Source organism: Vibrio sp. S9_S30 (genome assembly GCF_014694455.1).
Lineage (GTDB): Bacteria > Pseudomonadota > Gammaproteobacteria > Enterobacterales > Vibrionaceae > Vibrio.
This window is the reverse complement of sequence record NZ_JAAUWT010000002.1, coordinates 61,210-75,238: the sequence shown is the minus strand read 5'-3', so window position 1 is coordinate 75,238 and position 14,029 is coordinate 61,210. Positions and strand designations below refer to the sequence as shown.

The following is a 14,029-nucleotide window of genomic DNA, read 5'->3' as shown; positions in this document are numbered from 1 at the left end:
GAATAAAAATCATGATATTGACTGGTAAAATGACCATTGGGAGCAAAAAGATCATGGGTGACCAAAAAGTCATTCATGGCATTAACCCAAATACCAACGAAGCCTTGGAACCGCCTTACTTTGGCGCAAACGAAACCCAATTGTCTCAAGCGTGTGAGCTCGCAAATCAGGCGTTTACTCTTTACCGAAAAACCACTGCCGAGCACAAAGCCGATTTCCTTCAGGCCATCGGTGAAGAAGTCATGGCGCTGGGACACCACTTAATTGAACGCGCAATGCAAGAGACAGGTTTGCCTCAAGCAAGGCTTGAAGGGGAAAGAGGAAGAACGGTCAGCCAATTACATTTATTCGCTGACAACCTCAGAAAGGGGCTCACTTTCATACCAAAATTTGATTCTGCTATCCCAGAGCGAGCCCCATTACCTCGGCCAGATATGCGATTAACCTATTTACCACTGGGCCCTGTCGCAGTCTTTGGTGCCAGCAATTTCCCTCTCGCCTTTTCGGTGGTAGGCGGCGATACCGCTTCTGCCTTAGCGGCAGGCTGTCCGGTGATAGTGAAAGCGCATTCGGCTCACCCCGGCACATCCGAATTGGTGGCGAACGCGGTGACGCAAGCAGCCAAGCGGTGTGACATGCCTGAAGGTGTGTTCTCTATGCTGTTTGGATCCGGTCATTTGATTGGGCAAGGCTTAGTTTCACACCCAGCAATCAAAGCGGTGGGATTCACCGGCTCACGAGCAGGAGGAATGGCGATAATGGCCACGGCTCAACAACGCCCAGAGCCGATCCCCGTCTATGCCGAAATGAGCAGTATTAACCCTGTCATTCTGATGCCAAGCGCACTTCAAGGTAATCACGATACGTTAGCCCAAGGTTTTTGTGCCTCTTTACAAATGGGCGCTGGTCAGTTTTGTACCAACCCCGGCTTACTGCTGGCGATTGACGGCCCCGAACTGGATGCATTCCTCACGAAGAGTGCGGAAATCATTAATAGCGCCTTCAGCCAAACCATGTTAACGCCCAGTATTTATGCCGCCTACCAGAATGGCGTGGGAGCCTTGGTTGAACACTCAGCCATCACCATGGTGAGTGAGGGAGAGGTGTCGGGTCATCACAACCAGTGCACTCCCTACCTATTCAGTACCAGTGCAGACACCTTTCTTCAAGAAGCGCAAGCGCGAGACGAAATCTTCGGGAGCTGCGCATTGGTTGTTCGTTGTCACCACCTTGAGCAACTTCTTACGGTGATCGACGCGCTTGAAGGTCAGCTAACGGGGACTATTCACACGGGTTCCAACGATTCAAACCACGACATTCAAGAAGTCTTGGATCACCTAGAGCTGAAAGTGGGCCGTGTGCTTTTCAATGGGTTCCCAACAGGAGTGGAAGTCTCTCACGCCATGGTCCATGGTGGACCTTTCCCCGCGACCTCCGACTCAAGAAGCACGTCGGTCGGATCCTGTGCTATTGAGCGATTTCTCCGCCCTGTGTGTTATCAAAATGTGCCGGAGTCTTTATTGCCCGATCCCATCAGTGAGCCCAGTTCTGGGTTGACATTGGTCGACGGGCATTACCAAAACAAAACGGACTATCGCTAAATAAAAAGAGCTCGATGAGGGAATATCATGGCAGCAAATGTATTTGCGTTTGAAAAACAACTCACCAATCAAACAAAGAAAGACATCCTTGCAAGCAAATTACTGGAAATGATTTTTTCTGGCCTGCTGAGGGATGGCGACACGTTGCCGAGCGAGCGAGAGCTGTGTGACATGTTTGGCGTAAGCCGAGAAACCGTGAGGGGAGCTATAGGGACGATTGCCGCTTATGGGCTTATCAGCGTTTCGCATGGTGCAAAAAGCCGCGTCCATCGTAATGATGAATTGTTAAAACGTTGCATTGAGCTTCTTCCCCAGCTCTCCAATCTCACCATCAACAATTACGACATTGAAGCGGTATTCCAGAGCAGAAAAGTGGTTGAAGCCGCCATTGCACGTGGCGTTGCCATTCATATTGACCAACAAGGTCTGAGTGAACTCAAGGCGTTATTAGAACAACAAGAATTGCTTTTTGGAAAACCTGCGCATTTCCAGATATCTGATCAGCGCTTTCACAAGCTCATCTCCGACTACAGTGACAACGATATTCTGGCGAGCTACGCCGACGAACTTTATGCCTATGGGCTTAACTTTCGACGCAGTGTTTTGGAACAAGATGGTGCCATTCAAAAAAGCTTTAGAGAACATTACGAAATATACAACGCACTGGAACAAGGCAATCCAGAATTAGCAGAAAAAGCCATGTTGGATCACCTCAACAGCGTGTACTACACGACCATCTCTGCGATGAGGAACATGCCCTGATCAACGAATTGATTTATCAAATAACGAAACAATCCAATACCCATACACGTGCAAACCATAAAACGGTGGGCATGAATTTAGGACACCAACGGTCATTGACGACCATAGAAATTAACGGAGAAACGCAGAAATGAACATCACGACCATGCGCAAAATGTTAATTAGTACCACTGTAGCTTCACTGGCATTCGCTGCTCCATATACCTTCGCGAAAGAGCTGATTTTTGCCATCGGGGCCGCACAGGGATCGTTACAGTATAAAACCGCAGAAAAGTTTACAGCAGAGGCGAATGCAGCTTTGAAGTCAGCCGGCTCCGACTATTCGATAAGCCTTTTTGGTGACGGTCAGTTGGGCAAAGATAAAGAATTGATGCAAAAGCTGAAACTTGGAACGATTCACCTAAGCCAGCCCTCCTCTATCATGGCTAAAGTTACACCACAATTTGCACTCTTTGATATGCCGTTTTTGGTGAAAGACAGAGCGCATCTCGCCAAAATCGAATCCGAAGTCTTTTGGCCGAGCATTGCACCAACAGCCGATCAAAAAGGCTACAAGGTACTCAGTATGTGGGAAAACGGATTCCGTCATATTACTAACAACGTCAAACCCATCAATACACCAAAAGATTTGAAAGGCATTAAATTGCGAACGCCGAATAGCACGTGGCGTGTGAGTATGTTCCGTAACTGGGGTGGGAACCCAACCCCCATGTCGTTCTCAGAAGTGTTTGTAGCGTTACAAACAGGCGTCATCGATGGGCAGGAGAACCCGCTCACCAATATTTACGCCGCGAAGTTTAACGAGGTACAGAAATACTTATCTTTAACGAATCATGTTTACAGCCCTTCTTACCTAGTGGCAGGCAAACGCACTTGGGACAAAATTCCAGCGGATGTTCAAACAATCATTAAAGACTCGGCCAACGCTATCAAACCTTGGATGTATGAACGGTCTGATCGACAAGAACAAGAACTGCTAGAGAAACTGAAATCAGGAGGGATGAAGGTCAATAAAGCCAGTTATCAAGATTTTGTTGATGCCAGCAAACCCATTTACGAACAGTTTGCTAAGGAAGTTGAAGGCGGCAAGGACATGCTGGATAAAGTGTTGTCGCTAGCAGCAAACTAACCGACACCAAATATCAATGAGGGCAGCAATGCCCTGTCTCAGGAGGAGTATCATGATTGCAAGATTGGCATACAGGTTAGAGAAAATACTCGAAGGGCTGTCCGTATTGCTTGTGCTGTCGATGACGTTTGTAATTGTGTTTGGCGTCATTATGCGTAAAACCGGTTCATCTCTAATCTGGTATGACGAGGTGGCCTCTTTGCTGCTGGTATGGATAACCTATTACGGTGCGGCGACCGCTGCAATTAAGCGAAGCCACCTAGGGTTTAGTGGTTTGTTATACAGCGCAAAAGGCTCCCTTCAATCCACCCTATTTTGGGTATCGGAGGTCATCGTTATTGGGTTCTTTGCCTTAGTCGCTTTTTATGGCTGGACGGTACTTGAGTATTTTGAAGGTGAAACCCTAATCAGCCTGTCTTGGGTTCCTGTGCCTTTCGTGCAATCCGTTATTCCTATTGGCGCCATTTTGTTCATTTTTGCCGAGCTGCTTTCTATTCCACAAGCCTTGCAAGACATGCGTGAAGGTCGAGATCACGACCGCGCCGAGCTGGAAGAATACGCAGAAGAATGTGGCATCGATAAAGAAGACCTGTTCCCCAGTGGGGAAAAATCACAACCGCACAAAAAGATGGAGGCAAACTCATGATCTACCTGTTGTTATTTGGGGGGTTACTTGCGTTGGTAATGATCAATGTGCCTATTGCCGTTTCCATTGGTGTGGTTGCCATTGGCGGCATGCTGCTGACCTCTGGCTCCGATGCCATGCTCAATGTCCCCCTCACTTTGTATGAAGGTGCGACCAAATTCCCGCTGCTCGCCATTCCTTTATTTGTGCTGGCGGGGGAACTGATGAATACCTCAAGTATCTCTCGCCGCTTAATTGATCTGGTGTCCGCCATGATAGGCTTTGTGCGTGGGGGCTTGGCGATGGTCAATATTGGCGTTTCCATGTTCTTTGCCGAGATATCGGGTTCGGCGGTGGCAGATGTAGCCGCAACCGGAAGCGTGTTAATGCCTGCGATGAAAAAGCGCGGTTACAAACCGACTTTTGTAGCGGCCATCACCTCGTCGTCCGCTTCGTTAGCCATTATTATTCCACCGTCTATTTCCATGATCCTTTATGGTGCCATCGCGGATACCTCCATCGTAAAGTTGTTTCTGGCTGGCGTTGTTCCCGGTGTACTCGGCGGTGCCTTAATGATGGCGCTCTCGTATTACTTTGCTATTCGTTACAACCTTCCACGTGAAGAAGCGTTTAGTTGGAGAAACCTGAGGCAGAAGTTTAAAGAAGCCATTTGGGCATTGTTTCTTCCGGTCATTATCTTAGGGGGCATTTTTGGTGGCGTGGTTACCGCAACCGAAGGCGCCGGGCTTGCCGTTATCGCCGCGCTTGTCATTGGCTTTATCATCTATCGGGAGCTAACACTCGCTCATTTGTACAAGTGTATGGTTCGAGCGAGTGTTCAAACGGCGGCGGTTATGCTCTTGGTGGCGACATCGGCTTTACTTGGTCTGTTTCTCACTGAGGTGAGACTTCCACAGCAAATGGCTCAGGCGATTCTGGATTTCACAGAAAGCAAAATTGTGGTGCTGATGCTACTGAACGTCCTGTTCTTTATTTTGGGTATGTTTCTGCATGGGGCCGCAGCCATTATTTTAGTGGTCCCGATGGTATTGCCCCTCGTGCTTCAGTTTGGCATAGACCCCATTCACTTCGGGCTGATTGTGACGCTTAACTTAGCTATAGGTCAGCAAACACCCCCTGTCGCTAGCGTACTCGCCACCGCTTGCTCCATAGCAAAAGTGGATATATGGTCTACGACACGTGCTAACTTGCCATTTATTGGTGTGTTGATCGCCCTTCTTCTTGTTGTGACTTACGTACCATTTATCACACTCGGTTTGGTCGATTTGGTTTATGGAAACTAACCCCGTTCAGGGAAGCGGCAGGAGGCTTGTCCGCCATACGACTGGCATGCCTCCACGCCATCGACCAAGGCTGAACAAGGGTATGCTCACCATTCGATTCTCATTAGGTGTCTGTGACGTTCAATGCCGATACGTCGCTTTTGTGAATCCTTTCTTCTGCTTCCCGTTTTTCCTTAAGCTTGCTCTTAAACTGCACCATCCCCATAATTATGAAAGAATTGCACACAAGGGTAACCCTTTATGACTCGTTCAGCTTTTGCCTTTGAGCAAACCCTGAAAAACAAAACCAAAAAAGACATTCTGGCGGAAAAGATTCTGGAAATGATCGTAACGGGACTGTTACGTGATGGCGATGAGTTACCTAGCGAGCGAGAACTCAGCAGCATGTTTGGAGTGAGCAGAGAAACCGTACGTGGCGCTTTAGGCATTATTCAAGCGTATGGCATGATCCACGTTTCTCATGGTTCTAAAACCCGGGTCAATAGAGATGAACAACTGCTCAAACGCAATGATTGGTTACCGGAATCATCCAGCTTACAAATCAACAACCACTCTGTAGACACGGTTTTTGAAAGCCGAAAAGTGATCGAAGCGGCGATTGTCCGTCAAGCGGCAAAAAACATCACTCAATCTCAACTCAACGAATTAGGTGCATTGCTTAAACAGCAATCCAACATGTTTTCAGATCCTGTCCGATTTCAATTGTCCGATCACCAATTTCATTTGAACATTGCTGAAATTGCAGCCAATCCGATTTTCGTTAACTATTCTGATGAACTCTATTCCTTTGGTTTGAAATTTCGCCGCCAAGTCATGAGTAAAAAAGGGTCCATCGAACAAAGTTATTTAGAGCATATGGCCATTTACGAAGCATTGGGGCAACACGATGCGGATGCCGCTGAGAAGGCAATGCTAAAGCACCTCACCAGCGTACATCACACCACCGTTGAAGAAATGGAAGAGTCCTGAATTCGAGCAACCATTTCAGCCGTTTGCTTAGACAGTTCTTCAGATAGGTTATTGTCAAACCTTCCGTCTTGCAGTGACGAGTCCAGCGATAACGCCATATTCTGTAAATCTACTGCCCCAATTGCCCCTGCGGTTCCCGCAAAATCGTGATAAATGCGTTGAAGGTCGCGTGTGTTTTCGTTCTGAGTGTCTGATAAATCGCGTAAAAATGACATGGCCATATCAGAGAATATTGCCAGCCGATCGTTCACTTTTAGTTCGCAATGAGCGCATTGGTCCAATAACAATGCCATGTCGATGCCTTCAATGAACAGCGTCGATTCCTCCAACGGCCAACGTATCTCGCCTTTCGTATGACGTTTTTTATCGTGGGCAATATCATGGCAATACGGCGAAAGTAACTTCAGTAGCTGATTGGCCATAATCGGTTTCGCAATGCAATCTTCAAACACATCGAGATGTTGCGATATCGCCCCCGGGCTTGCACTGGTACAAATGATGGATAAATCCGATAACTCTGGTTTCTGTCGAATTGCCGTTGCGCATTCTATGCCATCCACTTCTGGCATATGAAGATCCAGCAACAACACGTGATAATGATAATTCGACAAGGTATCGAGCACTTGTTGACCATTTTCAACAACATCGACATCGGCACCAAACATGGCCAACATGTCGCTGATGAACTCCCGATTCAATTTGTTATCATCGGCCACCAGCACGTGTAGCCCGCTGAGCGCATAGTCCGTATCAGATACCGTGCTTTGCTTATCCACCACATTCCCGTTCATTTTGCTCACTAGCTGAAGGACATCCGATACACGAATCGGTTTACTCAATCGGAAAACATTCCCATCGACCCCGTCCACTTCGTCAATGTTACAGAGTATGGCGACGGGAATGTCCGAAAGGTCGGTGGTTTTAAGTATATCGATAAAGGTTTCTCCCGATATCCCTCCCAACGCTTGATCCACAAGAATAAGATCGTAATTACACGTCATCTCCAAGGCTTTCGATGCCGACACAAGATCGCACTCCATACCTAACCACCTTAGTGTCAGCTCCGTATTTTCACCGAATAAGGTATTTTCACAGACCAGCAAAACATGCGCGGATTCGGATGGGCGCTCGGGTAAGTTAATTAATGGAAAGGACAATTCAAATGAGAACAAAGAACCTTGCCCTACCTCACTAGAACACTTTATCTGCCCCCCCATCAGGTGAATGATTTTCTGGCTTATCGACAAGCCAAGCCCTGTGCCTTTATGGTGTTCATCCAACTGTGAATAAGGTTTGAAAAGACGATCGCGAGATTGCTGGGATATCCCCCGCCCAGAATCCGAGATCCTAAAGGCGAGAACCACTTTATGACTAAACTTGCGTACAACAGAGATCCCCACCCCTACGTGCCCTTGATCGGTATGCTTAATCGCGTTGTTGGTCAAGTTGATGATGACTTGTTCTAGCCGAACACGGTCTCCCAGTAAATGGAAAGGGACATCTGGTGCGACTTGAATGTGCATTTGAACGGGCTTCCCCGCCAGACCAGGGGTCGAGACGGACGTCACGTGATCCACCACATCAATCAAATTGAAAGGCTCGCATTTCAAACTTAGTTTTTTCTGTTCGAGCTTAGAAAAATCGAGGCTGTCATTAATGATCTTCACCAAATTGGAAGAAGCTTGCTCTATTTTTTCCAAATAATCTTGTGTACTCAGTTGCCCTTTACCTTGTTTGGCCAGATACACAAACCCAAGAACCGCATTCATTGGGGTTCGAAGTTCATGGCTGATGATCGCCAACGTATTCGCTTTATCTTGGGCGATTTGCCTTTCAATGGACATTCGAGTTTCAGCGTCTTGCTTATCTTGCTTCAACAATTTAATGCGATTCGCCAAAGCAACCGAAAATAAACAAACTTCAATCACACCGCCTAAATGTATTAGATAGTTAGTGAGAGCGCTGTCATGAATCAATCCTATGTTCACCATGGAGTTCATGCTGACTCCGATAAATAGGAGTGACCACGCCACTAAATACAAACCGGAGCCTTCAATTTTCTTATACAGTGCGGCAATACCGACCAACATTCCAATAACGCCAGAGCCAATGGAAACAGCAAAACTCAACTGACCTACGGTAGAATAAGACACGATATAGGTCATGATTATCAGAAGAACGGAAACCGCCTTTGTGAGCTCAATACTTATGTTTGCCCACGGCATATTCTTACGGATTTGTAACAATTCTTGGCTAAATAGCAACGTACAAAACGTGAGCAATCCAGTGGTGATCGGTATCGAGCGGCTTGCCCAATCCGGTGCATTCGACCACAAATAGTGAAAAGCCAAACCATCCCAACATGCCGCGCTTAATGCCGCACTAATCACAAAGAATAAGTAGTACGCATACACTTTGTCTCGTAAGCGAAAAAAGACACAAGCGTTGTAGACCGCGATTAAAAGTAGCCCCCCGTAAAAGAGCCCTAGAAAGAAGTTTTCCTGCCCTAAAGTCTGAGCAAATTCAATGTCGGTGTAGTAATCCAAAGGAAGTTGGAGGATGCTTTCACTCTGCACTCTTAGGTAAAAAACGGTAGGACCATCACTGGCATGGGTTATACGAAACGTATTATGCCTATCATGAAAGGGGCGCACATCAAACGCATAACGATCCCCAGACTGCTGATGCACAAGACGATTGCCATCTATCACTTGGTAAAAATCCAGATAGTCCAGTGGTGTGTATGAAACCGTCAAAATGCAACAATCTTCTAACGGTTGCGTAAAAGTGACCTTCAGCCAATAAGCCGATTTACTGTACCCGAAATTGCTCACTTCATTTATCGGGATGGCTTGCCACTCAGATTGCTTTAATGATAAAACATCATTAATCCTCATACTTGCACTTACATCCTCGAACTTGCTCATGCTTGCAATGGGAATCGATGTTTTCTTTACATGAGCAAAGCTTCCAAAACTCAAGACTGAGCTAAGAATAAATAGAATGGCAATAGTACTATTTTTCATAAATGAGACATTAAAGTGCGACATGGAACATTACAATTGATAGTTTTTAAATTGAGCGAAATATTATAAACTATTTCAATATTTGGTGGGTTGTTTCATTTTTTTTAACTGATACTCGTTGTAAATATTTAACAAACAATGCCAAAACTGCATTCCAATCTAGGGTCAGATTAGCTCTCATGCCTCATCGTCGTATTTTAGTAGTCGAAGATCACGCACCAACGCGTGAATCACTCGTAAAAGCTTTACAATCTCAAGGTTATGATGTCCTCATCAACACGACTGGTGAGGGCGCTTTTGAACAGGTTGCAAATAGCCATCCACCTATCGATTTAGTACTTTGTGATGTTGTGTTACCTCACGCTGATGGCACAGAGATCGCACACTGTGTTTCTAAAGAAAAATTGTGCAAAGTTATATTGGTGTCCAGCAGAAAATCTGATGAAGATCGCATCAAAGGACTCGCTCGTGGAGCTGATGATTATGTCGTGAAGCCATTGAATATGGTGGAAGTGCTGCTTAGAGTTCAAGCGGTGTTACGTCGCAATGACGTTCCTTCACACGAATACGATCAAGAGTCTATCTACATTCATGTCTACCCTGGTATTCGCCTACATAAGGAAAATAAGTTGTTACTCCATAAAGATGGGACTGAATTTCGCCTAACCGATGCTGAAAATGAAGCGCTGCTCTTTCTTATTGGGAACGCCGGAAAGGTATGCACTCGACCTCAACTCGTGAGAATAACAAAAAGCCAAAACTGGTCGCCAACAGACCGATCCATTGACATGCTAATTAGCCGACTACGAAAGAAACTCGAAGCAAACAGCTCACATGCTGAGTTATTGGTTACGATTCGCGGTAAAGGTTACATGCTCGCCACTCAGTAACACCAATACTTTTTGAATACCCTCATCACTTTTTGAATAACCCGCTTTCGGATCTGAGTTTCGTCATTTCCACATCACTTCAATTATCAATATAGCATTCGATACTCAAGGGTTTACGAGTCACTTTTACGTGTTTGTAGGTCGCCACAAATAAACGGTTCGGCATGTTTTACAGACTCGCTGATGGAATATGCCCTACCTCCTGACGTATTTGTTTTCATATAAAACCTTTCACAACCGTACTTCAACGCCATTTATTTTCGTCTTTTTGTTTGTGTTCTTCCCTCTCACACCACACGAGCTTTAGAGAAAAAGACAGTTAGCTTGATATATCTATTCTTTCAACTAGCTTTTAATAGATGAACATAAAATTCGAATTACCCCGTTGCTGAACAAAAAACACAAATAGGTCAATTACTAAAAATGCACATTGGTTATAGGTGTTAGTAAACATGAAACAAAAAAAAATCGTCGTAATTGACGACTCTCAAGCGACTCTCATGGTAATGAAAACCATGTTGCTCAAACTGGGCTACCCTCACGTAATCACCTTTTCTAGCTCTAAAAAAGCACTGGAATCCATTCGAAGCAGCACACATAAGTACAGTGCTGTTTTTACCGATCTCAATATGCCTGAAATTGATGGTATGGAAGTCATTAAACAGTTAGGGGAAATGCAGTTTGAAGGGGGGGTTTGCATTATCTCCGATATGGAAATACGGATCATAGAATTAGCCGCAGACATAGCTCGGCAACATCAAGTTTACCTACTTGGGAATATTGCTAAGCCTATTGACTTGAGTAGCCTTAAAAGAGCACTCGATAAACTCATACAAATGGAAGAGCGCAATTTCGTACATTATAAAAAAATGTCAAAAGATGAACTCATTGAGTGCATCGAAAAACGCTACATTACGCCCTATTATCAGCCTAAAGTGGATATCCTAACTCATAAGGTGAACGGCGTTGAAGTGCTTGCTAGGATTTGCAGACCCGGTACTCCCAAGGCTATTCTTCCCGGTCAATTCATACCTACGGCAATGCGCCATGATTTACTCGATGACATAACACTGCATATTTTAGAGCAATCTTTCGACGATCTCCCGACGTTATGTAAAAAGTTTGATAATGACATAAAGCTTAGTATTAACCTTTCTCCCAGCCAATTGGTCAATCCTGCCTACCCCGATGTGTTAAGTGAAATCGTCACGTCTAAAGGCATAAATAAATCGCAAATCATCTTAGAAATCACCGAAGAATTTGCCTTAAAAAGTACCGAGCAATTGGAGTCTTTGAACCGATTCCGTATTCGCGGCTTTGGATTGTCATTGGATGATTTTGGCACGGGTTTTACCAACCTACAGCAGCTTCGAAGCCTGCCTTTTACTGAGGTGAAAATTGATCGTAGCTTAATCACAGACATTCATTGCGATCAATTTAACCAAGTTGTCGTGAATTCTCTTTCCGACATTTCGTCCAAACTGAATGTCACGCTTATAGCAGAAGGGATGGAAACCATTGAAGACTTAAACTATCTGGAAAACAATTACAGGAACATGCACATTCAAGGTTTTTTGATTTGCACGCCCAGACCCATCGATAATCTATTCCGCTGGTACCATAGTTGGATAAAAGTCCCACATCAATGATGTGAAATACATACAGGCACTACTATCGTGTCATTTTTATCGTGTCATTTTTTTAACAAAAACAACGACAAACAAGGCCATGGTAAAGCTCCCTAAAAATGCCTCAAAAGCGGCAACAAACCGGGCCAGTCCAATGGGCGATATATCGCCGTAGCCAAGCGTCGTAAAGGTGACAACACTAAAATAAAGTGCATTCAAAAACTCTAAAAAGACGGCCTTGTAACCATGCATATTAGGATAAATCGGATTCGATGCCGTCGTGCCCAGAAAAAAATAGGCTAGTGCGCACAAAATAATCAAACACACAGAGAACATAACCACTCGAATAGGGGATTCTCCGTAACCACAGAACAAATCTACACCTTTCGAAATAAGTCGCTTGGAGCTGAAACGAGGCATTTGATAACGCCTAAATACCATCTCTTTTTTAAAGAAGTACCCCGCTATTTCAAACAGCCCTTCTTTCTCGCACTGCTTTCGAATGCATCTTGCCACCTCTTCGGCCTCTTGGCATAACTCGACCGACTTCGTTATCTCTCCCTGCCGAATCGCCTCCATGGCCTTTCTTTCTTGTTGGAGCTCTTCCCCCCACTCAACGTTCTCAAGGCGGACTCGGCTCAGATCAGCACCAAGCAGATTGCAATCTTCAAGATGCGCACAGTGCAGGTTTGACCCGGTCAACGTACTTTTCATTAATGAAGAGCCTCTAAGGTCGAGCCCAAAGAAATGAGCATTACGCAAATCTGCCCGATAGAAATCCGCATTACGACATTTATACCCTTTTTTGCTTCCGCGGTTCACGAGGTTGATGTCTTCCAGTTTGGCTCTAGAAAGCTGGAATCCATCCAGCGGTTTGCCATCTTTTGCCCATTGCTCAACTTTGGCTTTTACATCATCCTTACTCTTGTCCACCTTCGGATCATGCCAATAGCACAACCCCAATTCACCAGCTGGTTCACTGCACTGCCAACCATCTGGGTTGCAATAGTTACATGTGGTATTTTTTGCCATCACATCCACCCTAAAAATCTTGAAAAGGCATCAAGCCAACGGTGCTTGACGCAAAATACTTTTAAAGTGTAGGTGGGGATTGAATCGGTCACAAAAGGAGACGTGGTTATTTATTCGCTTTCTGCCTTCTGCTTTCTGCTTCTTGCCTTAACCAGCGAGTGAACTTTTCTATACTTTCGCTTTCTTTATGCTGAATAAGAAAATACCCCGCTTCAACGGGGGTCGGTGGGAATGGGCTACATAACCTTTGATTTTTAATGTCCTCTTCCAATAGGGACAACCTCCCCATAGCAACACCAACCCCTGCTTCTGCCGCCGCCATGGCCATATCGGCTCGGTTAAAGAAATGCCCTTTGAGCTCACTGGGGGAGGCATTGTTTAACTTTAACCACATCTGCCACTCCACATCCTTTGCAGCGTGCCGCCATGGCATGCCATCGTGCAGCAACAGCACTTTCTCCCATATCTTGGGATCGTTTGCCCAATCATACTGCGCCATCACAGCAGGTGACATAACCGGAAGAAGGGATTCTTTAAGAAGCAAACTAGCACGCGAATCTCTATATGGAACCACACCATAATCAATCACTAAATCAAAGTCGCCACTGTATGCGTCCACTAATGCTGCTTCCGCGTAACTCTGGATTTGAATATCGGGATAAAGACTATAGAAATTTTGTAACCTAGGCATTAACCACTTATAGGCAAATGATGGGGTAAGTTTAAGGCGAATTTCTTGTTCTGTATTCGCTGCACTACGAATACTCTCTATTGCATTGTGTATCATCGTTAACCCTTGCTGGGTCGATTCAAACAAAATGCGGCCATTTTCATTCAACTGAACCCCACGAGAATGCCTTTCAAACAGTGGGAATCCAAGTTGTTTTTCAAGCAGTGATATTTGCTGACTGATTGCGCCTGTTGTTTTATGCAAGATACGAGATGCGCCAGTAAAGCTGCCCTCCCGCGCTGCAACTTCGAATGTTGATAGGTGGCTAACAATGCTACTTTTCACAATTTCCATTCTGTTACTCAACACTTGTGTTTAGTTTTTCTAAAGGCT

11 protein-coding genes are annotated in these 14,029 nt (G+C 45.3%); 8 read left to right on the top strand and 3 right to left on the bottom strand.

The features are described from left to right. The first annotated feature begins 11 nt into the window (after positions 1 to 11). The 6 genes from HC752_RS02465 (at position 12) to HC752_RS02440 (ending at position 6,390) form a co-directional block, all read left to right on the top strand. A complete protein-coding gene (locus tag HC752_RS02465) occupies positions 12 to 1,601 on the top strand; it encodes an aldehyde dehydrogenase (NADP(+)) (protein WP_190333509.1) in 1,590 nt (529 codons plus the stop codon). Positions 1,602 to 1,628: 27 nt separating this feature from the next. Continuing rightward, the gene (locus HC752_RS02460; RefSeq protein WP_190333508.1) at positions 1,629 to 2,363 is read left to right on the top strand and encodes a FadR/GntR family transcriptional regulator; all 735 of its coding nucleotides are present in this window, start codon (positions 1,629 to 1,631) and stop codon (positions 2,361 to 2,363) included. Between the two features lie 130 nt (positions 2,364 to 2,493). Continuing rightward, a complete protein-coding gene (locus HC752_RS02455; RefSeq protein WP_190333507.1) occupies positions 2,494 to 3,492 on the top strand; it encodes a TRAP transporter substrate-binding protein in 999 nt (332 codons plus the stop codon). 52 nt (positions 3,493 to 3,544) lie between these two features. Further along, positions 3,545 to 4,138 carry a TRAP transporter small permease gene (locus HC752_RS02450; RefSeq protein ID WP_190333506.1) on the top strand — a complete coding sequence of 198 codons (594 nt, stop codon included), beginning with the start codon at positions 3,545 to 3,547 and terminating at the stop codon, positions 4,136 to 4,138. Beyond that, positions 4,135 to 5,421: a TRAP transporter large permease gene (locus tag HC752_RS02445; RefSeq protein WP_190333505.1), complete on the top strand. Its 1,287-nt coding sequence runs from the start codon at positions 4,135 to 4,137 to the stop codon at positions 5,419 to 5,421. Before HC752_RS02450 ends, HC752_RS02445 begins: the two co-directional genes overlap by 4 nt. Positions 5,422 to 5,661: 240 nt before the next feature. Continuing rightward, the gene (locus HC752_RS02440; RefSeq protein WP_190333504.1) at positions 5,662 to 6,390 is read left to right on the top strand and encodes a FadR/GntR family transcriptional regulator; all 729 of its coding nucleotides are present in this window, start codon (positions 5,662 to 5,664) and stop codon (positions 6,388 to 6,390) included. On the opposite strand, the gene HC752_RS02435 is transcribed toward HC752_RS02440, so the two are convergent. Next, positions 6,357 to 9,416 (bottom strand): hybrid sensor histidine kinase/response regulator, encoded by a 3,060-nt coding sequence (locus HC752_RS02435; protein ID WP_190333503.1) that lies wholly within the window; start codon positions 9,414 to 9,416, stop codon positions 6,357 to 6,359. The genes HC752_RS02440 and HC752_RS02435 overlap by 34 nt on opposite strands. Before the next feature lie 179 nt (positions 9,417 to 9,595). Between HC752_RS02435 and HC752_RS02430 the strand changes: the two genes are divergently transcribed. Beyond that, positions 9,596 to 10,306, top strand: coding sequence for a response regulator transcription factor (locus tag HC752_RS02430; RefSeq protein WP_190333502.1), 711 nt, complete (start codon positions 9,596 to 9,598; stop codon positions 10,304 to 10,306). 452 nt (positions 10,307 to 10,758) lie between these two features. Next, positions 10,759 to 11,955: an EAL domain-containing response regulator gene (locus HC752_RS02425; RefSeq protein WP_190333501.1), complete on the top strand. Its 1,197-nt coding sequence runs from the start codon at positions 10,759 to 10,761 to the stop codon at positions 11,953 to 11,955. 36 nt (positions 11,956 to 11,991) lie between these two features. Here HC752_RS02425 and HC752_RS02420 read toward each other — a convergent pair whose 3' ends face one another. Further along, entirely contained in the window at positions 11,992 to 12,966 is a 975-nt protein-coding gene (locus HC752_RS02420) for an ion channel (protein ID WP_190333500.1), read from the bottom strand. Positions 12,967 to 13,072: 106 nt separating this feature from the next. After that, entirely contained in the window at positions 13,073 to 13,990 is a 918-nt protein-coding gene (locus HC752_RS02415) for a LysR substrate-binding domain-containing protein (protein ID WP_190333499.1), read from the bottom strand. Between the last annotated feature and the right edge of the window lie 39 nt (positions 13,991 to 14,029).